The organism is Alcanivorax sp. (assembly GCF_002733835.1).
Classification (GTDB): domain Bacteria; phylum Pseudomonadota; class Gammaproteobacteria; order Pseudomonadales; family Alcanivoracaceae; genus Alcanivorax.
On the sequence record NZ_NVWY01000013.1, the window covers coordinates 48,235 to 71,740 of the forward strand.

General features: G+C 56.7%; 18 protein-coding genes. 11 read left to right on the plus strand and 7 right to left on the minus strand.

Annotation, left to right across the window (positions count from 1 at the left end):
• The first annotated feature begins 3 nt into the window (after nucleotides 1-3).
• Entirely contained in the window at nucleotides 4-3,456 is a 3,453-nt protein-coding gene (locus tag COA55_RS08380; protein ID WP_290501485.1) for a PilC/PilY family type IV pilus protein, read from the plus strand.
• Nucleotides 3,453-3,902, plus strand: a complete 450-nt coding sequence (locus COA55_RS08385) for a type IV pilin protein (RefSeq protein WP_290501487.1) — start codon at nucleotides 3,453-3,455, stop codon at nucleotides 3,900-3,902. Before COA55_RS08380 ends, COA55_RS08385 begins: the two co-directional genes overlap by 4 nt.
• On the opposite strand, the gene COA55_RS08390 is transcribed toward COA55_RS08385, so the two are convergent.
• A complete protein-coding gene (locus COA55_RS08390) occupies nucleotides 3,899-4,417 on the minus strand; it encodes a GspH/FimT family pseudopilin (protein WP_290501489.1) in 519 nt (172 codons plus the stop codon). The genes COA55_RS08385 and COA55_RS08390 overlap by 4 nt on opposite strands.
• Nucleotides 4,418-4,520: 103 nt before the next feature.
• On the opposite strand from COA55_RS08390, the gene COA55_RS08395 reads away from it, so the two are divergent.
• Nucleotides 4,521-5,636: an FAD-dependent oxidoreductase gene (locus COA55_RS08395; RefSeq protein ID WP_290501490.1), complete on the plus strand. Its 1,116-nt coding sequence runs from the start codon at nucleotides 4,521-4,523 to the stop codon at nucleotides 5,634-5,636.
• Here COA55_RS08395 and COA55_RS08400 read toward each other — a convergent pair.
• The 3 genes from COA55_RS08400 to COA55_RS08410 are packed head-to-tail and all read right to left on the minus strand — an operon-like array spanning nucleotide 5,576 to nucleotide 8,761.
• Nucleotides 5,576-6,976 carry a sigma-54 dependent transcriptional regulator gene (locus COA55_RS08400; RefSeq protein WP_290501491.1) on the minus strand — a complete coding sequence of 467 codons (1,401 nt, stop codon included), beginning with the start codon at nucleotides 6,974-6,976 and terminating at the stop codon, nucleotides 5,576-5,578. The genes COA55_RS08395 and COA55_RS08400 overlap by 61 nt on opposite strands.
• Before the next feature lie 11 nt (nucleotides 6,977-6,987).
• Nucleotides 6,988-8,541, minus strand: a complete 1,554-nt coding sequence (locus COA55_RS08405; protein WP_290501492.1) for an ATP-binding protein — start codon at nucleotides 8,539-8,541, stop codon at nucleotides 6,988-6,990.
• Nucleotides 8,531-8,761 (minus strand): PP0621 family protein, encoded by a 231-nt coding sequence (locus COA55_RS08410; protein WP_290501493.1) that lies wholly within the window; start codon nucleotides 8,759-8,761, stop codon nucleotides 8,531-8,533. The genes COA55_RS08405 and COA55_RS08410 overlap by 11 nt, the downstream gene beginning before the upstream one ends.
• 388 nt (nucleotides 8,762-9,149) lie before the next feature.
• Between COA55_RS08410 and COA55_RS08415 the strand changes: the two genes are divergently transcribed.
• Complete coding sequence (locus tag COA55_RS08415) at nucleotides 9,150-10,775, plus strand: NAD+ synthase (protein ID WP_063519857.1); 1,626 nt, start codon at nucleotides 9,150-9,152, stop codon at nucleotides 10,773-10,775.
• A 127-nt stretch (nucleotides 10,776-10,902) separates the two neighbouring features.
• On the opposite strand, the gene COA55_RS08420 is transcribed toward COA55_RS08415, so the two are convergent.
• Nucleotides 10,903-11,721, minus strand: coding sequence for an outer membrane protein assembly factor BamD (locus tag COA55_RS08420; RefSeq protein ID WP_063519853.1), 819 nt, complete (start codon nucleotides 11,719-11,721; stop codon nucleotides 10,903-10,905).
• Nucleotides 11,722-11,789: 68 nt separating this feature from the next.
• Here COA55_RS08420 and rluD point away from each other — a divergent pair, with 68 nt between their 5' ends.
• The 3 genes from rluD to clpB all read left to right on the plus strand — a co-directional run bounded on the left by rluD (nucleotide 11,790) and on the right by clpB (nucleotide 16,761).
• On the plus strand, nucleotides 11,790-12,764 hold the full coding sequence (rluD, locus tag COA55_RS08425) for a 23S rRNA pseudouridine(1911/1915/1917) synthase RluD (protein ID WP_007148636.1): 975 nt from the start codon (nucleotides 11,790-11,792) through the stop codon (nucleotides 12,762-12,764).
• Nucleotides 12,765-13,135: 371 nt separating this feature from the next.
• Nucleotides 13,136-13,888 (plus strand): peptidoglycan editing factor PgeF, encoded by a 753-nt coding sequence (gene pgeF / locus COA55_RS08430; protein ID WP_290501494.1) that lies wholly within the window; start codon nucleotides 13,136-13,138, stop codon nucleotides 13,886-13,888.
• A 275-nt stretch (nucleotides 13,889-14,163) separates the two neighbouring features.
• Nucleotides 14,164-16,761, plus strand: a complete 2,598-nt coding sequence (gene clpB, locus COA55_RS08435) for an ATP-dependent chaperone ClpB (protein ID WP_063520855.1) — start codon at nucleotides 14,164-14,166, stop codon at nucleotides 16,759-16,761.
• 87 nt (nucleotides 16,762-16,848) lie between these two features.
• On the opposite strand, the gene COA55_RS08440 is transcribed toward clpB, so the two are convergent.
• The gene (locus COA55_RS08440) at nucleotides 16,849-17,310 is read right to left on the minus strand and encodes a DUF4124 domain-containing protein (protein ID WP_063519754.1); all 462 of its coding nucleotides are present in this window, start codon (nucleotides 17,308-17,310) and stop codon (nucleotides 16,849-16,851) included.
• Nucleotides 17,311-17,794: 484 nt separating this feature from the next.
• On the opposite strand from COA55_RS08440, the gene COA55_RS08445 reads away from it, so the two are divergent.
• Nucleotides 17,795-19,516, plus strand: coding sequence for an acetolactate synthase 3 large subunit (locus COA55_RS08445; protein ID WP_063519756.1), 1,722 nt, complete (start codon nucleotides 17,795-17,797; stop codon nucleotides 19,514-19,516).
• A complete protein-coding gene (ilvN, locus tag COA55_RS08450) occupies nucleotides 19,516-20,007 on the plus strand; it encodes an acetolactate synthase small subunit (protein ID WP_039926852.1) in 492 nt (163 codons plus the stop codon). The genes COA55_RS08445 and ilvN overlap by 1 nt, the downstream gene beginning before the upstream one ends.
• Nucleotides 20,008-20,102: 95 nt before the next feature.
• On the opposite strand, the gene ilvY is transcribed toward ilvN, so the two are convergent.
• The gene (gene ilvY / locus COA55_RS08455; RefSeq protein ID WP_063519753.1) at nucleotides 20,103-20,990 is read right to left on the minus strand and encodes an HTH-type transcriptional activator IlvY; all 888 of its coding nucleotides are present in this window, start codon (nucleotides 20,988-20,990) and stop codon (nucleotides 20,103-20,105) included.
• A gap of 157 nt (nucleotides 20,991-21,147) precedes the next feature.
• Here ilvY and ilvC point away from each other — a divergent pair, with 157 nt between their 5' ends.
• Both ilvC and pssA read left to right on the plus strand, forming a co-directional pair.
• Nucleotides 21,148-22,164 (plus strand): ketol-acid reductoisomerase, encoded by a 1,017-nt coding sequence (ilvC, locus tag COA55_RS08460; RefSeq protein ID WP_063519755.1) that lies wholly within the window; start codon nucleotides 21,148-21,150, stop codon nucleotides 22,162-22,164.
• A 95-nt stretch (nucleotides 22,165-22,259) separates the two neighbouring features.
• Nucleotides 22,260-23,036, plus strand: coding sequence for a CDP-diacylglycerol--serine O-phosphatidyltransferase (gene pssA / locus COA55_RS08465; RefSeq protein WP_290501496.1), 777 nt, complete (start codon nucleotides 22,260-22,262; stop codon nucleotides 23,034-23,036).
• Nucleotides 23,037-23,506: the final 470 nt, after the last annotated feature.

Below are 23,506 nucleotides of genomic sequence, written 5' to 3' on the forward strand. Positions count from 1 at the left end.
GTTATGAGTAAGTTAAGATTAATTGTCGGGGTGCTGGCTGTTTCGTTGTTTTCCAGCTCGCTGCTGCAGGCTGATGATACGGAAATTTTCTTTTCCAAGGCCGATGCAAATGAAAGTAAAAATAAGCAATCTGCCAATGTGATGATCATGCTGGATACCTCTGGTTCCATGCAAGACTGCAAAACATCTAAATGCAGCTACAACGAAAAAAAACGTATAGATCTGCTTGAAGAGGCGATGCATATTTTGATTGATGACGTATCGCCTGATATCCGCCTTGGGCTAAGCCGTTTTCGCAGAGGGACCATGAATAACGGTGTGGCCGAAGGCGGCCATGTTTTGGTTCCTGTGATTGATTTAAATAAAAATACCCGAAACTTCCTGAAAGAGGAGGTGAGCAAACTTAACGACATTAAGGGTACAGGAGACCCTACGGGGGGGACGCCAACGTCAAAGACCTACTGGGAAACCGCGCTCTACATGATGGGAGGTACCCCGTACAGCGGTAAATATGGGTCGTCCAACTATTATGATGACAATACCAAATCAATGTGTGTGGAATACGGTGAGTTTGATGTGGAGGGCACCTGCCAAGATGTCTTCGATGGGTGGAGTGAATGGGCGGAGCTTGGTGGCGGCGCTAGTTGTAATACTGCTCTGGATACCTGTAAGAGTGAAACAGATGGCTGGGCTGGCGTTCCATCCTGTGATGTGTCCCGGGAAGACTGCCGAGCTACATCCTATGGTGACTGGCAGCAGATTGGCGGTGCTTGTGATGCCTCACTGGAAACGTGTCAAAAGGTTGTCGGCAACTGGAAAAACATTTCTGGCTCCTGCAATACAAATAGCGATAACTGTCGGCTTGGGTCTTGGTCAAGCTGGCAAAGCACAGGTGATTATGCGTGGAATTGTGATGAGCAGTCAGCGACTACTTACCAAAAAGAACGTGATGGATGGGGCTGCCGTGAGCGCTCACGCTCCTATCAGCAACGTAATGTCTATTATGAAGAACGGGATGTCACCGGCTTTGAAGAAGGTGTGACTCGTTATTTTTCCCGTGAAGGTCTCTATAAGGAAGTGTGCGAAAAAGAAACCCGCTGCGTTAATGACGCCAAGATTGTTGAGAACGGCAAGTATGTTTCCCCAATGAATATGGAGAACCAGTGCGAGTCAAATCATATTGTTCTTTTTACTGATGGGGAGCCGTCAGCTTCTGCTTCTGTGCCATCCAGTTCTGTCTTGCCTGCGGGAAGTTGCAAGAGTTATGTGAATGACAAGGATTACAAGTGCCAGGAAGATATCTCGGGTTACTTGTCTTCTGAAACGAATATGAAAGGGCGCTCGATAAAGACTTACAATGTGGCGCTCTACCTGAATGATGCAGCAGAAAAAATGGAAGCGGTTTCCACCGATGGTGCAGAAGGAACCTTTGTTGCCTCTACGGCGAATGAGTTGGCTGGCGCATTTCTTGAGGCGATAAATCAAATAGATGAAAGCTCCCGTGCGCTTTCGTCGCCAGGGGTGTCGGTTAACCAGATGAACCGTTTTGAACACCTGAATGACCTGTATTACGCCGTATTCACGCCCAATAAATACAATGCTTGGCAAGGGAACCTCAAAAAATACAAGTTAAAAAATAAGCAGGTCGTGGGTCAGACAGGCAATGCGATTGACTCCGAGACAGGGTTCTTCAGTGAAAATGCGCGCAGCTTCTGGAGTGGTGAAGTCGACGGTTATGATGTGGAGAAAGGCGGCGCTCGGGCGGAAGTGAAGGATCGTAACCTTTACTATAACAACGGAAGTACGGTTAAGAAGCTGGAGTGGGACAAGGTTGATAAAGCGGGGGGGGTTGATAAAACGTTCCTTGGGCTATCGGATGATGCAACAGACAAGCAGGTTTCGGAGCTGATTGAGTCTCTTAAAAAATCATGGGGGGACCCGCTGCATAGCGTGCCCTTGATTATCAATTACGGTAGCAATGAGAATAATAATCTTATTTTTGTGTCCACGAATGGAGGTATGCTGCACGCGATTGATACCAGTGACGGTGCCGAAAAATATGCGTTTATGCCTGAAGAGTTTATTGGTAAGGCAAACGAGTTTGTTGATGAAGAGAAATCTTTAACGGCGGATAATCGACGCACTTTATATGGGCTGGATAGTTCTTGGGTTGCCTGGAGAAAACCAAACAAAACGGATCCAGTAGCGGGAGCTCCTGAAGCTGTTTATCTCTATGGCGGGATGCGTCGGGGTGGAAGGAGTTACTACGCGTTGGATGTCTCCTCCAAAAATAGCCCTAAAGTGAAGTGGTCCATTAAGGGTGGTGAAACGTCGGGCTTTAAAAAGCTGGGTCAAACGTGGTCTGTTCCTACCCTTACCCAGATCATGGATGGCGATAAAAAAGTGCCTGTGCTGGTGTTTGGTGGTGGTTATAGCCCTGAAGATCATGACCTGAAACAAGGCCAAGGCCGCTCTTCCAGTGGCGATGACATGGGGAATGCTGTTTACATTGTTAATGCAGAAACCGGATCGTTGATTTGGGAAGGCTCGGATACCAACATGAAGTGGTCTGTGCCTGGCAGCATTTCCGCTGTTGACAAGAATTTTGACGGCATTGCTGACTTTTTGTACTTCGGTGATTTGGGGGGGCAATTGTTCCGTGTGGATCTGGGGCAAAGTGGCGAAGGTGAGGCTAAAAAGTTTTCGGCCGACATTCATCGGTTGGCTGATGTGGGGAGCACCCAAGGAAGCAAGAATCGGCGGTTTTACGACGCACCGGCTGTTGCTTATATGATTGAAGGTGGGAAGAAGAAGCTGTTTGTTGTTGCAGGCTCAGGGTATCGTTCCCATCCTCTGGATGAAAGCGTGGACGATGCTCTATTCGTGATCAAGGACGAAACGGCTATGCAGGCGAAGCCAGGAAAGCCCGGAGATGTTTCGATATCTGATTTGATCAATGTATCCACGGCAGATGCAGAAGAAGATAAAGGTTGGTATTTACCGATGGAGGAAACGGGCGAAAAGATGCTTGCGTCGCCGGTAATATACCCTGTTGTGATTGATGGCGAGGTTGTATCTATCCTTGCGGCAACCTCTTATACCCCGGATCTCATAGAAAATGATGAGAACCCTTGTGCGGTAACCTATGGGCAGCCAGCCAACTACACTGTTGGCTTGCTAAATGGGAAAGGCGTTGATCTGAACAATGATGGTGAAACTGACCCGATTAAGGATTTGCCGCCTCCCGGCGTTATTCCTCCTAAACCTACACTACTTTTTGATCCTGACCCTGAGTGTGAGGGGCCCGATTGCGATAAGATTATAAAGTGTGTGGGGACTGACTGTGAGGAAGCCGGTACATCACCCTATAACCATTTGCGAAAGCGCCGTTGGCTACAACTGGATAAAACAGAAGCAGATATGTTCAAGTCGTCGCCTGATGGTGAGGGGGAATGATGTCTGGAGCGTATCCCCAAAGTGGTCAGATCCAGCGAGGCTTCACCCTGATAGAGCTAATGATTGTGGTAGTGATAGTGGCCATTCTGGCCGCTATCGGTTATCCCAGTTATACGCGCTATGTGCAGGATACCCGGCAGGCCGAAGCGCAGGGTGAGATGATGGCCTTGTCCGGAGCGTTGGAGCGTTACCGCGCCAAGAACTTTTCCTATAAAGACGCTAATACTAAATTGTCGGAGCTGTCGCCAGTGCTTGCCAATAGTGACTATTTCACAACGGCAATCTCCGTGACGGGAACGGGCAACCAGCAGTATGTCATTACCACAAAGCCGAAAACGGGTTTGATGACAGGCACGGAAGTGCTGAAGCTCAACAGTGAGGGGCAGACATGCATGAAAGTCTCTGATTGCACTATCGGTTCTGATGATTCCTGGAAAGAGCATTAATTGCAGTCTTCTGGCTTGGCCGCTTCCACTCTGGGGCGGCCAATCCAGTTCATGACAATTCTTCTGGCTGCAACGTGGTTACATAGATAGAAACTGCCATTTTGGAAATGGCTGTTACCTCTGTTGTGAAATACGAGCGCATCCCCCTTGAATCGCTTCCAGACCAGGCGAGTTGCCCCGGGAAGTTGGTAGTGCTCAATGATTTCCGAAGCGCTTAGTGCTCCATCATCATTTTGATCAAACCCCATCCATACCTTCTGCGTTTTCTCGAACTTGCTGCACCCTGTCTGTCCGTCGCAGAGCATGCGGTTGCCGTCGGTGATCGCGCCGGCGCGGGCCTGCCTGATCAGGCTATGTAATGTCATTGTGGCCGTGCGAACCTGGTAACGAGGGAGGAGGTCGTTCCAGGCATGTGAGACGCAGACAAGAAGAATGCCGGCTATTGATAGACCCACTAATAATTCAATCAGTGTGAATCCTTGCTGCTGTAGGCAGCGGCATCGATAAGGGCGCATCGTGGTGGCTCCTGTAACACTTCTATGGAAGCCTACGGAAGAATGCGCCTGGTGGTTATGCTATTGTTGCCACCCTTAGTGTCTTCCGTTTCCCTGTATTGCCATGTCTGATGTACTTGTTGTAGGTGGTGGAATTATCGGCCTTCTTGGTGCGCTTGAGCTTACACGGCGTGGAAGGACGGTGACGATTATTGATGCCCCTGCTCAATATCCCCCGGCTTCCTGGGCCGGTGGCGGCATTCTATCTCCGTTGTATGCCTGGCGTTATTCCGATGCCATCACCCGCCTGTCCGTGGATGCTTTTTCCCGCTATCAACAGATGCTGGATGAGTGCAATGCCGCGGGCGTTCCTGGCTGCGAGGCGCTACTCCATAGTGGCGGTCTGTGGGTGGAAACGTCCGGCGATGACGCTGCTCGTGCCCGCCAGTGGGCTGAGCGCTGGCAGATACCTGTGCAAGCGATGCCTGCCAGCGAACGGATGCCGGAATCCGCTGTAGGTGCCGGGCTGTTGTTCCCGTCGCTGGGTAATATTCGTAACCCGGGCCTGTTGAAAGTGCTGCGTACGCATTTACAGCGGTTGGGGGTTCGGTTTGAATCGGCAATGATTAGCCGAGTTGTGTCTGGCGCGGTGGGTGGAAAGGTGTTGGCTGCCGACGGCAGGCAATGGCAGGGCGCTACCGTTGTCATCAGTGCCGGTCATGCGGCCGCAGATCTTTTGCGCTCCATACACTTCCCAATGCCGCTATTTCCTGCAAAAGGCGAGATGCTTTTGTATCGCGTGCAACCGGGTCAGGTGCCAGGGGTCATGTTGACTGAGAGGGGGTATCTGATACCCAGGCAGGACGGCTCTGTGCTGGTGGGATCAACGCTCAGGAAAGGGGATGATACGACGTACCCCACGGTCGCGGGACGTTATCAGCTGGAGCGGCTGGCTGCGTCATTATGGCCACAGCTGGCATCCTGTTCGCCGGCCTTTCACTGGGCGGGAGTACGGCCGGGCTGTGACCGTGATATTCCTCTTATTGGGCCGGTGCCAGGAGCCAACGGGGTGTTCGCTGCAGTGGGGCATTATCGCAATGGGTTGGTGGCGGCACCGGCCAGTGCGGAGCTGCTCGCGCAATTAATTACCGGTGAGCAACCCTTTACTGACCCCGAGCCTTATTCGTTGTCTTCTGCCTCGCCGTCATCCCGGTCCAGTTCCAGTTTTTTGAGCCGATAGCGCAACGAGCGAAAGGTCATGCCGAGTTTTTTTGCGGCGGCGGTGCGGTTCCAGTGGGTGGCATCCAGGGCCTTGAGTATTTCCTGCTTTTCGATTTCCTGAAGGAAATCCTCCAGAGGCTGTTCGCCGGGCCTTACTGGTGATGTCGTTGTTGCTGCCGGGGCGTTATGGCGGGTTGTGGCTGGGGCGGGGCGGTTGGATGTCAGACGCAGATGCTCTGGCAGAATGGTGTTGCCGTCGCAGAGGGTCAGCGCCCGCTCCAGCGTATTTTCCAGTTCCCTGACATTGCCGGGAAAGGCGTAATTTTCTATGGCGTTCACCGCGTCAGAGCTGACGCTGGGCGGTGGGATGTCCCAGGCTTGGCTGAGCCGGTTGAGAATATGCTGAACCAGTTTGGGGATATCTTCACGTCGGTCACGCAGCGGCGGTACATGTGCTTCGATAACATTCAGCCGGTAGAAGAGATCCTGACGAAAGCGGCCCTCTTCCATTTCGTCTTCCAGGTTCTTGTGGGTGGCACAAAGAATCCGCAGGTTGACCTGAAACTCCCGCGCTTCCCCCACCGGCCGCACGCTTTTTTCCTGGATCGCTCGCAGTAACTTGACCTGCATGTGCAGGGGGAGATCGGCGACTTCATCCAGAAACAGGGTGCCGCCATCGGCCTCACGGAACAGTCCCTTGCGGTCTTCCACGGCGCCGGTAAACGCCCCTTTGCGGTGGCCGAAAAACTCGCTTTCCATCAGCTCTGAAGGAATGGCCCCACAGTTGACGGCCACAAACGGTTTTTCCCGGCGCGGGCCGAGAGTATGAATCAGCCGCGCAATACGTTCTTTACCACTGCCTGACTCGCCGCTGATATAGATGGGAGCCTGGCTGCGGGCCAGCTTTCTAACCTGGGCTTTCAGTGCAACCATGCAGGGTGCGTCACCAATCAGATTATCTTCTTCTTCATGGTGTTCTTCGACTTCGCTGATGCCCAGGCCGTCTTCGATCAACTGCCGTAACCGGTCCAATGCCACTGGCTTGGCAATGAAATCATAGGCGCCATATTTCATCGCATCGGTGGCGGTTTCCATGCTGCCGTAGGCGGTGATGACGGCGGTGGGCATGGTTGGGCAGTGTTGTGAGATGAATTGGAGAAGTTCCAGGCCTGTGCCATCCCCCAGATTCATATCCGTCAGGCACAGGTCGTAACGCGCGTCTTTGAGCTGTTGCTTGGCGGCAGACAGCGAGTCCGCTGCGGTGGCCTGAAGTTTCATGCGACCCAGTGTGATGACCAGCAGTTCGCGCAGGTCAGCTTCGTCGTCAACAACCAGTACGTGGGGGGTATCTGCACTCATAGGCGATTCTGTTATTGAAATTGTCGGTGCGGGTGGGCAAAGGTTATCACAAAGCTGGCGCCTTTCGGGGTTTCCTCAAGATCCAGTGTGGCCTGGTTGGCGTGGCAGAGTTCCCGGCACAGATAGAGGCCCAGACCATTGCCGTCTTTGGCGGTGGTGTAAAAAGGCTCGAAGAGATAATTCATGGCTTCTTCGCTGATGCCCTGACCATTATCCTGAACTTTTAGCCAGGGAAGACCGGTGCGGTCGTGGTGCCCGCACCGCAGTGTGACGGTGCAGGGGCTGCCGCCATGGCGTAGCGCATTGCCGATCAGATTGTCCAGAACCTGAATGAGTTGATTACGATCAAAGCGGACTTCTACCTCGGGTTGGCAATGGAGGCTGAAGCTGGCTGCGGGGTCTTTCATTTTCCATTGAGCGGTCGTTTCCTCAATCAGCGCCGTCAAGGTAAAGCGTTCGGCTTGCCCCTTGGGTCTGCGTGATAGGTCAAGGACGTCATGAATAATGCCGTTAACCCGGGTCACATGGTTGCGGATGATCTGCAGCAGGTGTTGATCTTCCGGGCTGGGTTCGTCGTCCAGCAATAGGTCTGTGGCATGGTTGATGGCGCTGAGCGGGTTGCGAATTTCATGGGCCAGGGTGGCGGACAGGCGCCCCAGGGATGCCAGGTTCATCTGCTGGGCTTCCTGAGCGACTTGTGCCGTGTTTTCCAGGAACAGCAGGGTCAGGTTTTCATGGCCGGTATCCAGCTGTGCAAAACGGGGGCTTAGCACCGGGGATTGCTCCGATACGCGCAGCGTGCTCAGTGGCAGTAGCGGGTTGTCCTGCCAGCGCTGGAAGCGGCTGGTCAGGGCGTCGGGCAGGGTGTTGCCGAGCATGGGGCTGTCAAACAGGTTATTGGCAGACTGGTTGGACATGAGGATATGAAAAGCGTCGTCGAAAACCAGAATGCCCGTGCGCATGCGCTGCACAATCTGCTGGTTCAGTGCTTCCAGCCGCTCAATGGCAACCTGTTGCTGCCTGGTGATCTTTTCTGTTTGCTCCAGGCGCTGGGCAATTTGCTGGATGATCAGCGACACCATGAAAAAGGCAATGCCCAGCAGGCCGGATTCCGTCAGGGCGAACGGGGACGAAAGCTGTGTATGGATGGAAAAATAGAATTGCTCGAACATGGCGGACAGGGTCGCCAATGCTGCAATAAGAAAGCCTTGTCGACCGCGCAACAGAATATTGCCGGCGGCAACGGTCACCAGCAAAAGCACTGCCAGACCTCCCTCCAGCCCGCCATTGGAGTGCACCACCAGCGTCAGCATGCCCAGATCGCTGATTAACGCCGCCGGTTGTGCCCAGGCAGGGAAGGCCCGCTGATACCGGCGGTTATCCAGCGTGGCGGAGGCCAGCGTCAGACCCAGATAGAGAAAAAGCGTGGTCTCGAAAAGGGCCGGGAAATGGGTGCCGAGCAGCGCCTTGTCCGGCCCGTAATGCAGCAACAGCAGCACACAGGCAATGGCAATGCGGTACACATTATAAATGCGTGCCGGTGTCCAGCCCTGGTTAGCGGTCATGGTGTTCCAGGTATTGCCGCTGATGTTCTTGGGTGCAGAAGTGCAGGCCGTTGTGGCTGAACGCTTCGGGGGTGGGGACATGTACGCCGCATTGCGCGCATTTCACCATGATCTGGGGATTGCCGGAATCCGTGGGCCGGGCCTGGGCCAGTAATCGTTTTATGACCCGCCAGGCCAGATAGATCAGGGCGGCGATGATAATCAGGCGAATCAGGCCCATGGAGCTCCCCTCGGTTTAGTGTTTTGTCAGATGCTGTGGCGTTCTGTGTTTTTAGCGCATTCATCGATTGCCGGCTAAGAACCTGCTTGGGGTCTATACGCAGCCGCGTTGCCGCTGAAAATGGCGCCAGGCAAGGCGTAAACTGCAGGGCCTGACGGGTCAAGTTCAAGGTTTACAACACAGCATGGCGCCATTTGCAGCGGCAACCCGAAGGGCCGGGGCCCTTTTGCCGCCAGCCCGCGATTGCTCTTGCTTATGTAGAATGACTACACATCACAATCGCAATCACGACCTGGCGAAAAAATTACCGCCGGCGCGGCTGCGTATAGACCCCAAGCAGGTTCTAAAGAGTACAATCAGCGCTCACTTGAGGAAAGGCCGGTTGATCATGCGAATTATTATGGCCCAGCAGAATGCGCTGGTGGGCGATATCGAAGGGAATGCCCAGCGCGTTATTGCCGCGGCAGACGAAGCTCGCCGATTGCTGGGAGCGGACCTTGTGCTGTTCCCGGAGCTGATGCTCACCGGTTACCCGCCGGAAGACCTGTTGCTGCGGCCCAGCCTGAATAGCCGGGTCGATGCGGCGCTGGCCGACATTGGCGCGGCGATTTCGGTGCCGGTGGTGTTGGGCTATCCGGCGGTACGCAACGGGCACCGCCGTAATGCGGCTGGAGTGGTGTTCCCGGGGGAGTCTGGTCCTCGCCATGAGTATTTCAAGCAGCACTTGCCCAATTACCGGGTATTTGACGAAAAACGCTATTTCCAGCCGGGCACCGATGCCTGCACCTTTGATATCGATGGCTGGACGTTGGGTATCACCATTTGTGAAGACATCTGGCACGATGGCCCGGCGGCCCAGTTACAGCAGGCGGGTACCGACCTGATCCTGAACTTGAATGCCTCCCCTTACCGCACCAACAAGGCCGAGGAACGTTTTGCCCAGGTACAAGCCCGCAGCCGGGAAACCGGATTGCCGGTGCTGTATTGCAACCTTGTTGGTGGGCAGGATGAGTTGGTGTTTGATGGTGCCTCGTTTGTCTGTGATAGCAAGGGCGCGCGCTGCGTGCAGGCGGCCAGCTTTTCCGAAGCACTGGTGCCCGTGGATGTGCAGTGCCAGAGCGGGCACTGCGAGCCGTGTGGCGAGGCGTTGCCGTTACCCGGGCCGGAGGAGGGCATGTACCAGGCGCTGGTGTTGGCGACCCGCGATTATGTGAACAAGAATGGTTTCAAAGGCGCGTTATTGGGGCTGTCCGGTGGTATTGATTCCGCCCTGACGCTGGCGGTGGCGGTGGATGCCCTGGGCCCGGAACGGGTAGAGGCGGTGATGATGCCGTTCCAGTATACCTCTGCCATGAGCCTGGAAGATGCTGAAAAGCAGGCGCGCACCTTGCGGGTTCATTATCGGGTGTTGCCCATCGAGGCCGCGTTCAATGGCTTTATGGATATCCTCAGTGAGTCGTTTGCCGGCACGGCCCGGGATACCACCGAAGAAAACCTCCAGGCCCGTTGTCGGGGCGTGCTGTTGATGGCGCTTTCCAACAAGAACGGCTCGGTGGTGCTCACCACCGGTAACAAGAGCGAAATGGCGGTGGGCTACGCCACCCTCTATGGCGATATGGCCGGGGGCTTCTCGGTATTGAAAGACGTCTTCAAAACCTCCGTGTTCAATCTGTGCCGCTGGCGCAATCAGCAGGCGGGGGCCGAAATCATCCCGGACCGGGTAATCACGCGCCCGCCGTCTGCCGAGCTGGCCCCGGACCAGGTGGACAGTGATTCGCTGCCCGATTACGACGAGCTGGATGCGATTCTGGAGCGTTACGTGGAGCAGGACATGAGCGCGGAAGCGGTGATCCGTGACGGTTTTGACCGCGAGACGGTCTACCGGGTGGTGAAACTTACCGATCGTAATGAGTACAAACGCCGCCAGGCCGCTGTTGGCCCCCGTGTTAGCCGTCGTGCTTTCGGCAAGGATCGGCGGTATCCCATCACCAATGGGTGGCGGCCGGGAGACTAAAAGCAGCTACGAGCTCCTGGCTGCGAGCTGCAAGGAAGATCAAAATCAAAAAAGGGTGGCCCGAATCATGGTCGGTGCCACCCTTTTTTAGCTAGAAGCTAGAAGCTAGAAGCTAGAAGCTAGAAGCTCACAGAAGGTCAAACGTCAGCAGGCTCAACAGCCCTTCATCCTCATCCGGCCACCAGGCCAGGTCCACCTGTTTGTCGTCATCCAGGAAGCTGCTTTCCGGCCAGTTCAGGGCCAGTACGGCGCGGCTTTTTTCTGCCTGTTCAGGAAGCTCCAGCCGTTGATAACCCTTGACCATAATGGCCAGGCCTTCTTCCACAGCGGGGGTCTGCTGGTAGTGTTTGACCACATACTGCGCCCGGTTCACGGAAGCAACGATGGCGCCACGGCGAGCGTAGTAACGGGCTACGTGCAGTTCCTGGCGGGCCAGCTGGTTGCGGATGTGGACCATGCGAGCGCGGGCGTCGGGGGCGTACTCGCTGTCCGGGAAGCGGGCAACCAGCCGCTCGAAGTCGCGGAAGGAGTCTTTCGCGGCGTCCATATCCTTGCTGGAGCGGTCGGAGGTGACCATGTTGTCAAACAGGCCTTTCTCCATGTTGAAGTTGGCCAGCCCGCGCATGTAGAGGGCATAGTCCATGCGTGGATGCGCGGGATAGTTGCGCATGAAGCGTTGCGCCGCTACCACGGTGGCCGGGTAATCCACGGACTTGTACTGGGCGTAGATCAGGTCCAGCGCAGACTGTTCGGCATAGTCCCCATACGGAAAGCGCGCCTCCAGCTCCTTGAGCTGGTCGATGGCCGTCAGGTAGTTTTTCGATTCAATGGACTCGCTGGCCTCCCGATATTGATCGGCCTCGGTAAGTTCCGGGCGATCTTCCGGGTTGCCGGCGCAGCCGGCCAGAATCAGTACACACAGTAGTGGCCATAAAAGTCGTGGCATTCTTTCCTCGTTGAACGGGTTACAATTCGCGAATTCGGTATTTAAGCACAGGTTGAGGAACCTTTTATATGGGACATCTTGGCGGCGAAAAAATTCAGCGCACCGAACAGGTGAAGCCGGAGCACGCCGGGCAGCGGGTAGATCAGGTGGCGGCAGAGCTGTTTGACGGCTTTTCCCGGTCTCGCCTGCAGACCTGGATCAAGAATGGCGTGCTGACGGTCAACGGTGCCAAGACCAAGCCCAAAGAGAAGCTGACCGGCAACGAATCACTCACTCTGGAGGTGGAAATTGAGCCTGAGCTGGATGATCAGCCCCAATCCATTGATCTGGACGTGGTGTACCAGGATGACGACCTGATTGTGATCAACAAGCCCACCGGGCTGGTGGTCCACCCGGCTGCGGGGCACGCAGATGGTACTCTGCTGAACGGTCTGCTGCACCTTGATGAACGGCTCAATAGCCTGCCCCGCGCGGGAATTGTGCACCGGCTGGACCGTGACACCACCGGGTTGATGGTGGTGGCTCGCTCCCTGGAGGCCCACCAGAGTCTGGTGGCGCAACTTCAGGACAAGAGCCTGTTCCGGCAATACGAGGCGATTGCCGTGGGCGTGATGACTGGCGGCGGCAAGGTGGACGCACCCATGGGGCGTCACCCGGTGGACCGCAAGAAGCAGGCCGTGGTGAAAACCGGCGGCAAGAATGCGGTGACCCACTACCGTGTTCTGGATCGCTACCGGGCCCATACCCGCATTCAGGTGCAGCTGGAAACCGGCCGCACCCACCAGATCCGCGTTCACATGGCGCATCGTAACTACCCGCTGGTGGGGGATCCGCTCTATGGTGGTCGCCTCAAGCAGCCTGCCGGGGCCACCGAAGCGCTGCGTCAGGCGCTGCACAAGTTCCCCCGCCAGGCACTGCATGCCCGCAAGTTGGGGCTGATTCACCCGGCCACGGGCGAATACCGTGAATTCGAAGCGCCGCTGCCGGCGGATATGACAGGGCTGATTGCCGCACTGGAAAACGATATCAAAGAAGAAGAGTGATAAGAGGTGAAGGGTATGGGGTTGCTGATGGCCGGCTGCGCTAGGGAGCCTTTGAGGAATTCCCTGCGTACTCAGCGTGCGCGGTAAGTTACCACGCGGAAAAAGGAACAGACTGGGCGGTGCTGGATGGCTATCTGCAGCGCCGTTGTGAGACGCTACTGGGCCAGCAAGCCGCTTCGGTGACGGATATCACCCACCGAATCCACGGCAATGTGGCCCCAGTCAGACATGGCGACCAGTGCGCCAGTGCGAACCGGAGGCGATGCCATGGGTGGAAACTTAAGTTCTCCCTGCCTGTCTCAGCACGGAGTGCTGTTCAAGTTGCGTGTGGCGGAAGGGGTGTGTTCCCCCGACTGACCAAGGAGCCAGCAATGTCACTGCCTGACAAGAGCCAATGGCTATGCCCGGACTGGAATCCACACCCGGCCGTGCGGGTGTGCGTGACGACCCGTGCCGGTGATCATTGCCCCAAGCCCTGGCACGGGTTCAATCTGGGGTTGAACTGCGGTGACCAGCCGGCGCGGGTCGAGCAGGCCCGTCATCATGTGGAAAAACTGCTGCAGGCGGATCACCCCGCCGCCTGGTTGTGGCAGGTCCACGGCAAGCAAGTGATACGCGCCGATGCCCAGGATAACGAAGCCGATGGGGTTTGGACTGACCAGCAACGCTGGCCCTGTGTGGTGCTGACCGCTGATTGTCTACCGGTGTTGCTGGCCCGCACTGATGGAGCGGCTGTTGCGGCGGTCCATGCCGGTTGGCGGGGTTTGCAGGCCGGTATTATTGCCGAAGGCGTGGCCAGTATTGCACCCAACGGTGAGGCCGTCAGCGCCTGGCTGGGTCCGGCCATTTGTGGGCAGTGCTACCAGGTGGGGGATGAGGTCTACCGTGCCTTTACCGAGAATCGGCCTGCGTTCAAGCCTGCTTTCCAGAAAGATGCTTCCCCCGGCCACTGGCGATTCTCGGTGGCTCATGCCGCCATCATCGAGCTGGCCCAGCTCGGCGTCGATGATGTCCATGGTGGGGATCTCTGCACGGCCTGTGACCTGTCCCGTTTTTATTCCTATCGCAAGGAAGGCGAGACCGGGCGTTTTGCGTCGCTGATCTGGCTGGACGGGGATAATTAATAGTTAATAATGAATAAGTAATAGCTGCGCGTTCAGCGCTGTTGGAACGTTCAAACAATGAGGCCGCGCCCAAGCTCTGGGCGCGGCCCCCTGCATTTAAGATCAATCTAAAACTCTGTCGCGCTTTATTAATTATTCATTATTAACGATTAACTGCTCTTGAGTTTGGCCCAATCGGACCCATTTAACTCTCAGTTGATAGATAACCGGTGATCGCATTGACCTTGCCGTCAGGGAGGTGCTGTGCGGATCACGACCGGATAGGAGAGTGAAAAATGCGAATGGATAAACTCACTGCCCGCTTGCAGGAAGCCCTGTCAGACGCGCAATCCCTGGCCGTGGGGCAGGGAAACAGCACCATTGAGCCGGTCCACCTGATGTTGGCGTTGATGCAGCAGCAGGGTGGCGCTGCCCGGCCCTTGCTGGAAAAAGCCGGTGCCAACAGCGCCGATGTGATCACCGCCCTGAATATGGCCGTGGACAAGCTGCCCACCGTGAACAACTTCAATGGTGACGTGCAGATGGGCCAGGCCACCGGTCGCATGCTGAACCTTGCCGACCGGGAAGCGCAGCAACGTGGTGATCAGTATTTGTCCACGGAAGTGGTGTTGCTGGCGGCCTGTGACGATAACGGCGAGCTGGGCAAGCTGTTCAAGAACGCTGGTGTGACCCGTAAAGTACTAGCGGAAAAAATTGCCGAAGTGCGCGGGGGCGAAGCAGTGAACGATCCCAATGCGGAAGACAAGCGTGAAGCGCTGGACAAGTACACCGTCAACCTGACCGAGCGGGCCGAGTCCGGCAAGCTGGACCCGGTGATCGGCCGTGACGATGAAATCCGCCGCACCATCCAGGTGTTGCAGCGTCGCACCAAAAACAATCCGGTTTTGATTGGTGAGCCCGGCGTGGGCAAGACCGCCATCGTGGAAGGGCTGGCTCAGCGCATCGTTAATGGTGAAGTGCCTGAAGGGTTGAAAGACAAGCAAGTGCTGTCTCTGGATATGGCCGCGCTGATCGCCGGAGCCAAGTACCGGGGTGAATTCGAAGAACGCCTGAAAGCGGTGCTCAATGAGTTGGCCAAGCAGGAAGGGCGCATCATTCTGTTCATCGATGAACTGCATACCATGGTCGGCGCCGGCAAGGGCGAAGGGGCCATGGATGCTGGCAATATGCTCAAGCCGGCGCTGGCCCGGGGCGAACTGCACTGCGTGGGCGCTACCACGCTGGACGAATACCGCCAGTACATCGAGAAAGATGCAGCGCTGGAGCGTCGTTTTCAGAAAGTGCTGGTGGATGAGCCCACGGTGGAGGACACCATTGCCATTCTGCGGGGCTTGAAAGAGCGTTATGAGGTGCACCACGGCGTCGATATTACCGATGGCGCTATCATTGCGGCCGCGCGCTTGAGTCATCGCTATATCACCGACCGGCAGCTGCCGGACAAGGCTATCGACCTGATCGACGAGGCGGGCAGCCGTATCCGCATGGAAATTGATTCCATGCCGGAAGAAATGGACCGTCTGGACCGCCGCCTGATCCAGCTGAAGATGGAACGCGAAGCGCTGCGCAAGGAAGAAGATGATGCCAGCCGCAAGCGTCTGGAAAAGCTGGAAGAAGAGATCGACGAACTGGAAAAACAGTATGCCGATCTGGAAGAAATCTGGCAGGCGGAAAAAGCTGCCCTGCAGGGCGCTGCGGAATACAAGGCAGAGCTGGAGCAGGCACGGGTGGAAATGGAGCAGGCGCGTCGCGCCGGTGACCTGAGCCGCATGTCCGAGCTGCAGTACGGGCAGATTCCGGAACTGGAAAAGAAAGTGCAGGATGCCCAGGACCGTGAAGAGCAGGCCCAGGCGGAAACCCAGCTGCTACGCAACAAGGTCACTGACGAAGAGATCGCCGAGGTGGTGGCCAAGTGGACCGGGATACCCGTATCGAAAATGCTGGAAGGCGAGAAAGACAAACTGCTGCGCATGGAAGAGGCCCTGCACGACCGGGTCGTCGGCCAGAATGAGGCTGTAGAAGCGGTGGCCAATGCGGTGCGCCGCTCACGGGCCGGGCTGTCGGATCCGAACCGGCCCAACGGCAGTTTCCTGTTTCTTGGCCCCACTGGTGTGGGCAAGACAGAGCTGTGCAAGGCACTGGCCAGCTTCCTGTTCGACACCGAAGAGGCCATGGTGCGCATCGACATGTCCGAGTTCATGGAGAAACACTCCGTGGCGCGGCTGGTGGGTGCGCCTCCGGGCTATGTGGGTTACGAAGAAGGTGGCTATCTCACTGAACTGGTGCGGCGTAAGCCCTACTCTGTGGTGTTGTTGGACGAGGTGGAAAAAGCGCATCCGGATGTGTTCAACATTCTGTTGCAGGTGCTGGATGATGGACGCCTGACGGATGGCCAGGGCCGCACCGTGGACTTCCGCAACACGGTGGTGGTGATGACATCCAATCTGGGCTCTGACCTGATCCAGAAACTGGCGGGAGCCGATGCGGAGTCCGCCAGTGACTACGAGGCGATGAAGTCCGCGGTGATGGAGGTGGTGGGTAATCACTTCCGGCCAGAGTTTATCAACCGTGTGGATGAAACCGTGGTATTCCACCCGTTGGCCAAGGACCAGCTCAAGGGGATCGCGTCGATTCAGCTGGGCTTTTTGCAAAAAAGACTGGCGGAGCGGGATATCGGCTTGCAGCTAAGCGATGCGGCGCTGGACAAGCTGGTGGACGCTGGTTTCGACCCGGTCTATGGGGCGCGGCCGCTCAAGCGGGCCATCCAGCAGCAGCTGGAAAATCCGCTGGCGCAATCGCTACTGAGGGGTGAATACCTTCCCGGAGATACCGTTCACGTGGACGTGGAAGACGAGCGGTTTACCTTCAAGCGTTAAATTGAGGGAAGTCGTCTGTAAACAAAAACCGCCGACATCGATGTCGGCGGTTTTTTATTGGCGCAGTGACTGCCGGCAGACGCGCCCTTAGCGAGCCTCGCACTTTTCCAGCGCGCTGCGGGTGTCTTCCACCATTTTGTCTCTGGCTTCCTGATCCAGCACTTCCATTTCGCCGGTCTCCGGGTTCTTGCGCCGCACGGTAGGTTTGTTTGTCAGTGTTTCCAGGTTCTTGCGGTGTTGTTCGCAGCGCTCCTGGGCGACGGCATCCGGTTCCGTTTTTAAGCGTTGCTCTTCTTTGGCCTGGGTTGCTGCGGCTTCTTTGGCTTTTTGTGCCGCGTTGCGCTTGGCCTCAAGGGCCTCAATCGCCTCGCTTTGATCGGAACTGGCATTGGCCCGGGTGTTTACTTCAGAGGCGTTTACGCCCTGCGGTGGCTGGGCGTCGTAATGGGTGACGCCCTTGTCATCCACCCATTTGTAGAACTTGGCCGCCGGGCTCAGGCTGGAAATGGCAAGCAGTGCGCCCCCGAGAAACAGGCTGAATTTTGTCATGGTGTCAGTCTTCTTATGATTTCGGTTGATCCATCAGACTTTAGCATGACGTGATAAGGGGATTTTCTGCAACCTAAAGTCGATCAAGGGCTTTGATTGGCCGCACATTTCTGCCAAAATTATGGCTTTCCGGAGATCGGGACCCGCATTCGCTTACCGGCGTGTGTGAGGCCGGGACCCGGGGCACCGTTACCGCGATGTCCTGCCAGCAGTATCACTGCACTCTCGTCCCGCTGTGGGAGCCTCCGGAGGTTTCTGTTTTCAAAGTGGGATGACTCCATCTGTTTTCCCCTATCCAGACAGCGCCTCCAGAATCGTCTCTCTGCCTGCGTCTGTGTCGGCCACCTCCGACAAGACCCCAGAGCATCCAAATACGGTGCTTTAATCCGCAGGCAGCAAGCTCGCAGGCTGTTCAACGGTCTGCCAGAACACCGTCCCGCTGCGTGGCAGTGGGTTGTATGCATTCAAATTTGAGGTAGCAACCGTGGAAATGTTATCCGGCGCGGAAATGGTGGTCCGTGCGCTGCAAGACGAGGGAGTGGAGTACATCTTCGGGTATCCCGGAGGGTCCGTACTGCACATTTACGATGCATTGTTCCAGCAGGACTCTGTCAGCCACATTCTGGTTCGTCACGAGCAGGCGGCCACCCATGCGGCGGACGGCTATGCCCGTGCCACCGGCAAGCCCGGCGTGGTCATGGTGACCTCCGGGCCTGGCGCTACCAACGCCATTACCGGCCTGGCCACCGCTTTCATGGACTCGATTCCCATGGTGGTTTTGTCTGGTCAGGTTCGCTCTGACTGGATTGGCGATGACGCCTTCCAGGAAACCGACATGATTGGTGTGTCCCGTCCGGTGGTGAAGCACAGCTTCATGGTCCGTGACGCCAAAGACATTCCGGAAATCATGAAGAAAGCGTTCTACATCGCTACCACTGGCCGCCCTGGTCCGGTGCTGGTGGATATTCCCAAGGATCAGACGGCGCCGAACGTCAAGAATCCTTACGAATATCCCAAGAAAGTGAAGATGCGCTCCTACTCTCCGGTCAGCCGTGGTCATTCCGGCCAGATCCGCAAGGCGCTGGACGAGCTGATGAAAGCCAAGCGCCCGGTGATTTACGCCGGTGGCGGCGTGGTGCAGGGCGAGGGCAGCGAGCTGCTGACCCAGCTGGCCCATCGCCTCAACTTCCCGGTGACCAATACCTTGATGGGGCTGGGCGGCTTCCCCGGCACGGATCGTCAGAACGTGGGCATGTTGGGCATGCACGGCACCTACGAAGCCAACATGACCATGCACAGCTCCGATGTGATTCTGGCGGTGGGCGCCCGTCTGGACGACCGGGTGACCAACAACGTGAAGAAGTTCTGTCCGGGCGCCAAGATCATTCATATCGATATCGACCCGGCGACCATCTCCAAGAACATCATGGCGCACATTCCCATTGTGGGCCCGGTGCAACAGGTGCTGGAAGAGATGCTGGCGGCGCTGGACGAGCACGGCGGCGAGCCGGACCGCAAGGCGCTGGAGCGCTGGTGGGAAGAAATCGACGGCTGGCGCAAAGTGCATGGCATGCGGTATGAGACCAACGAAGACGGTCCCATGAAGCCCCAGCAGGTGGTCCAGGCGTTGTACAAGGCCACCAAAGGTGATGCCTATGTGACCTCCGACGTGGGTCAGCACCAGATGTTTGCGGCTCAGTATTACCAGTACGACAAGCCGCGTCGCTGGATCAACTCCGGTGGCCTGGGCACCATGGGCTTCGGCCTGCCGGCGGCCATGGGCGTGCAGTTTGCGTTCCCGGAAGCAACAGTTGCCTGTGTGACCGGTGAAGGCTCCATTCAGATGAATATCCAGGAGCTGTCCACCTGCCTGCAGTATGGTTTGCCGGTGAAGGTCATTAACATCAATAACCAGGCGCTGGGCATGGTTCGTCAGTGGCAGGACATGCAGTACGGTGGCCGCCATAGCCAGTCCTACATGGAGTCCCTGCCGGACTTCGTCAAGCTGGCCGAGGCCTATGGCCATGTGGGCATGAAGATCACCAGGATTGAGGATCTGGACGGGGCCATGGAGGAAGCCTTTGCCCTGAAGGATCGTCTGGTATTCATGGATATTTATGTTGACCCCACCGAGCACGTATACCCGATGCAGATTGCAGACGGTTCCATGCGCGACATGTGGCTGAGCAAGACGGAGCGGACCTGATGCGTCGAATTATTTCTATCCTGATGGAAAATGAGCCGGGCGCACTGAGCCGGGTAATCGGTCTGTTCTCCCAGCGGGGTTACAACATCGAAACCCTGTCGGTGGCGCCCACCGAAGACAGCACCTTGTCTCGCCTGACGCTGACCACCTTCGGTAATGATCTGAAAATCGAGCAGATCACCAAGCACCTGAACAAGCTGATCGAGGTGGTCAAGCTGGTGGATCTCACCGAAGGTCCGCACATCGAGCGCGAGCTGATGCTGATCAAGGTGAAGGCCACCGGCGCTCAGCGTGCTGAGGTGAAGCGGTCCGTGGATATTTTCCGTGGCCAGATCGTGGATGTGACCAGCACGGTCTACACTATTCAGCTCACCGGCGCTTCGGACAAGCTGGACGCCTTTATCGGCGCCATCGGGGAAACCCAGGTGCTGGAAGTGGTCCGTTCCGGCGTGTCCGGCATTGCGCGCGGCGAGAAGGTGTTGAGCTTGTAGAAAGCTCGACGCCTGACGCTGGATGCCAGATGAAAAAGCCGCTCTTCGGAGCGGCTTTTTTTGGTTTTAAGTGTCAGGCATCGGGCCTTTCGGTGTCAGGCGTCACTGACCTGCGACCAGAACGCGTTGATCAGTGGTTCTTCGAGGCGTCGTTCCTGGGTGAACAGTCCCACTTCATAAGGCGCCAGCGCTGGCTGCACATCCAGCGGCCGAATGCGTGCCGACAGCGGGCTGTTATCCAGTACGATCTTTGGTACCACTCCCACCCCGAAACCCAGGCTCACCATGCTGACGATGGCCTCGTTGCCGCTGACCTGGGCATAAATACGGGGCTTGACGCCAAGCTGTCGGAACCAGCGGTCGGTGCGCTCCCGGGCCAGGCCTTCTTCGGAGAGAATCATGGGAATGTCTTCCCAGGCCGTCCTGTTCGCATTGCCGCCCAGTCGCTCTGCCAGCTGTGGTTGACTGGCCGGGCCTATAAAGAGCAGGGGGGAGCGGGCGATGGGGCGAAAGGCGGTGCTGGCGGGCAGGTGGTCAGGACGGGCACCGATGGCGATGTCTTCCTCGCCCTGCTGGACACGGTGAACGGCCTGGGCCGGGTCGCCGGTGTGTAGCTTGAGCTCGATACGTGGGTACTGATGCCGGAAGCTGCTGAGAATGTCATAGAGGAAGCTGTAGCTGGCGGTGACCGAGCAATACAGACTCAGCTCCCCTTGCAGTACCCGCCGGTCTTCCTGCAGGGCATGGCGCAGATTATCCCATTGCGTCAGGGTGTCGCGGGCATATTCCTGGAAACGTTGCCCCTCCCGGGTAAGGGTGACGCTGCGATTATCCCGGTAGAAGAGCGGGGCGCCCAGTTCATTCTCCAGTTGTTGCACCGTGCGGCTCAGAGTGGAGGGGCTCACATGACACATGGCGCTGGCGCGGCCGAAATGCAGGGTGTCGGCCAGAGTGAGGAACAGACGCAGGGGCTTGGTATCCATAGGGCTGCCATGTTGCAGTAATTGGAATGCAATGTTTCAAATATATCATTTTACGCAATGTGGTGAATCCCCTACAGTACCCGCCCATCAGGCAGGTGCGTAGCGCGTACCGGGCCTCTACCCTTTTTCCTACTTGAAAAGAGCCAGAGCTATGAGCATGCAAGTGTATTACGACAAGGATTGCGACCTTTCCATCATCCAGGGCAAGAAAGTGGCTATCCTGGGTTACGGCTCCCAGGGCCATGCCCACGCCTGCAACCTGAAAGATTCCGGTGTAGACGTTGTTGTCGGGCTGCGCACTGGCTCCACATCCATCGCCAAAGCCGAAGCCCATGGCCTCAGCGTGACTGACGTGCCGTCTGCTGTTGCTGCTGCGGACGTGGTAATGGTGCTTACGCCTGACGAATTCCAGGCGCAGCTGTACAAGTCCGACATCGAGCCGAACCTGAAAGAAGGTGCAACCCTGGCCTTCGCCCACGGTTTTGCCATCCATTACAACCAGATTGTGCCGCGTGCCGATCTGGACGTGATCATGATCGCCCCGAAAGCGCCGGGCCATACCGTACGTACCGAGTTCACCAAAGGTGGCGGTATTCCTGACCTGATCGCGATCTTCCAGGATGCGTCCGGTAGCGCCAAAGAGCTGGCTCTGTCCTACGCCTGTGGCGTGGGCGGCGGCCGCACCGGCATCATCGAAACCACCTTCAAGGACGAGACTGAAACCGACCTGTTTGGTGAGCAAGCAGTCCTGTGTGGTGGCGCGGTTGAGCTGGTGAAAGCGGGCTTCGAAACCCTGACCGAAGCGGGCTATGCCCCGGAAATGGCGTACTTCGAGTGTCTGCACGAGCTGAAGCTGATCGTTGACTTGATGTACGAAGGCGGCATCGCCAACATGAACTACTCCATCTCCAACAACGCGGAGTATGGTGAGTACGTGACCGGGCCGGAAGTGATCAACGACGAGTCCCGTGCGGCCATGCGCAATGCGCTCAAGCGCATCCAGAGCGGCGAGTACGCCAAAATGTTCATCGCGGAAGGGGCGCACAACTATCCGTCCATGACGGCGGCCCGTCGCAACAATGCGGCGCATCCCATCGAGCAGGTGGGTGAGAAGCTGCGTGGCATGATGCCGTGGATCCAGGCCAACCAGATCGTGGACAAGAGCAAGAACTAAGCTTTTGTGACGCTCCCAAAAAACGCGGCTTCGGCCGCGTTTTTTGTTTGGGGGCACTGCGTTACACTAGCGCCATCATTAATGGGTGGATAACCATGCAGGATAACGACAAGACAACAGCGACGGATACGCCGGAAACCTTTGAGGTTGTGGAAGCAGAGCATCGTACTGGCGCTCGCCACAAGGGGGTTTACCTTTTGCCGAACCTGTTTACCACGGCGGCGCTGTTTGCCGGGTTCTACGCCATCGTGGCGGCCATGAACGGGCATTTTGAGAACGCCGCTCTGGGGATCATCATTGCCGGCATCCTCGACGGGATGGACGGTGGGGTGGCGCGGATGACCAATACCCAGAGCAAATTCGGGGCGGAGTATGACTCACTCTCCGATTGTGTGGCCTTCGGTGTCGCGCCGGGGCTGGTGGCATATGCCTGGGCATTGTCCGGCCTTGGCAAGTTTGGCTGGGTGGCGGCGTTCATTTATGTGGCCTGTGCCGCCTTGCGGCTGGCGCGGTTCAATGTGCAGGCGGAAACCACCGATAAGCGCTTCTTCATTGGCTTGCCTAGCCCAACGGGCGCCGGGTTGGTTGCTACCCTGGTGTGGTTGGGCGCCAGTCGTGGCATTGAAGGGGCTGATATTTCCTGGTTGGTGGCGGTGGTTGTCGCGGGCGCCGGTTTGCTGATGGTGTCGTCGGTGAAATATCACTCTTTCAAGGAATTTCATATTGGTCGAGTGCCTTTCAAGGTGCTTCTCGGGGTGATCATTGCTTTCGCCATCGTCTTTCTGGATCCGCCATTGGTGCTATTAAGTGTGGCTACGATCTATGTGGCCGTGAGTTTGTTGATGAGCCTTTGGCAACTTCGTAAGCATTAATCGCTTCTAACACATAAAAAAGGCGCCCTCAGGGCGCCTTTTTTATGTGTTGCTATGGCTGTGCGGCGACGGAAGTGCTGAAAATCTCGGCAGCCGGCGGAAAAAATGTCCGCGGCTGTGCTATTTTTCCCCTCCGGTCCTGTAATGGCAGGGGAAAACCTGGTGCGGAAGGTATTTAAACTGCATAAGAAACGAGCGTTTTAGGCCGTTTTTGATGGTTTTTCATCCGTCCCGGCTAAAAGGTGACCGTTTGATAAAAAAGTGATGAAAAAAGTGTTGACGGTCCCCCGTAAATCTCTAGAATGCGCCCCCACAGAGACGGCGGACACGGCAACACGCCAAGGACGCAGTCAGGAAGCCAAGGCTTCCAAGCTCTTTAACAATCAGGCAAGCAAACGTGTGGGACCTGTTCGGGATGGGATCTTTAAAAGATTTCAGTTCTGAACGAGTCAACAAAGTTTTTGTTAATT

What these genes read in the sequence shown, in the direction of transcription:
- COA55_RS08380 (WP_290501485.1), top strand. Translation starts at nt 4, where the DNA reads ATGAGTAAGTTAAGATTAATTGTCGGGGTGCTGGCTGTTTCGTTGTTT.
- COA55_RS08385 (WP_290501487.1), top strand. Translation starts at nt 3,453, where the DNA reads ATGATGTCTGGAGCGTATCCCCAAAGTGGTCAGATCCAGCGAGGCTTC.
- COA55_RS08390 (WP_290501489.1), bottom strand. Translation starts at nt 4,417, where the DNA reads ATGCGCCCTTATCGATGCCGCTGCCTACAGCAGCAAGGATTCACACTG.
- COA55_RS08395 (WP_290501490.1), top strand. Translation starts at nt 4,521, where the DNA reads ATGTCTGATGTACTTGTTGTAGGTGGTGGAATTATCGGCCTTCTTGGT.
- COA55_RS08400 (WP_290501491.1), bottom strand. Translation starts at nt 6,976, where the DNA reads ATGAGTGCAGATACCCCCCACGTACTGGTTGTTGACGACGAAGCTGAC.
- COA55_RS08405 (WP_290501492.1), bottom strand. Translation starts at nt 8,541, where the DNA reads ATGACCGCTAACCAGGGCTGGACACCGGCACGCATTTATAATGTGTAC.
- COA55_RS08410 (WP_290501493.1), bottom strand. Translation starts at nt 8,761, where the DNA reads ATGGGCCTGATTCGCCTGATTATCATCGCCGCCCTGATCTATCTGGCC.
- COA55_RS08415 (WP_063519857.1), top strand. Translation starts at nt 9,150, where the DNA reads ATGCGAATTATTATGGCCCAGCAGAATGCGCTGGTGGGCGATATCGAA.
- COA55_RS08420 (WP_063519853.1), bottom strand. Translation starts at nt 11,721, where the DNA reads ATGCCACGACTTTTATGGCCACTACTGTGTGTACTGATTCTGGCCGGC.
- rluD (WP_007148636.1), top strand. Translation starts at nt 11,790, where the DNA reads ATGGGACATCTTGGCGGCGAAAAAATTCAGCGCACCGAACAGGTGAAG.
- pgeF (WP_290501494.1), top strand. Translation starts at nt 13,136, where the DNA reads ATGTCACTGCCTGACAAGAGCCAATGGCTATGCCCGGACTGGAATCCA.
- clpB (WP_063520855.1), top strand. Translation starts at nt 14,164, where the DNA reads ATGCGAATGGATAAACTCACTGCCCGCTTGCAGGAAGCCCTGTCAGAC.
- COA55_RS08440 (WP_063519754.1), bottom strand. Translation starts at nt 17,310, where the DNA reads ATGACAAAATTCAGCCTGTTTCTCGGGGGCGCACTGCTTGCCATTTCC.
- ilvN (WP_039926852.1), top strand. Translation starts at nt 19,516, where the DNA reads ATGCGTCGAATTATTTCTATCCTGATGGAAAATGAGCCGGGCGCACTG.
- ilvY (WP_063519753.1), bottom strand. Translation starts at nt 20,990, where the DNA reads ATGGATACCAAGCCCCTGCGTCTGTTCCTCACTCTGGCCGACACCCTG.
- ilvC (WP_063519755.1), top strand. Translation starts at nt 21,148, where the DNA reads ATGCAAGTGTATTACGACAAGGATTGCGACCTTTCCATCATCCAGGGC.
- pssA (WP_290501496.1), top strand. Translation starts at nt 22,260, where the DNA reads ATGCAGGATAACGACAAGACAACAGCGACGGATACGCCGGAAACCTTT.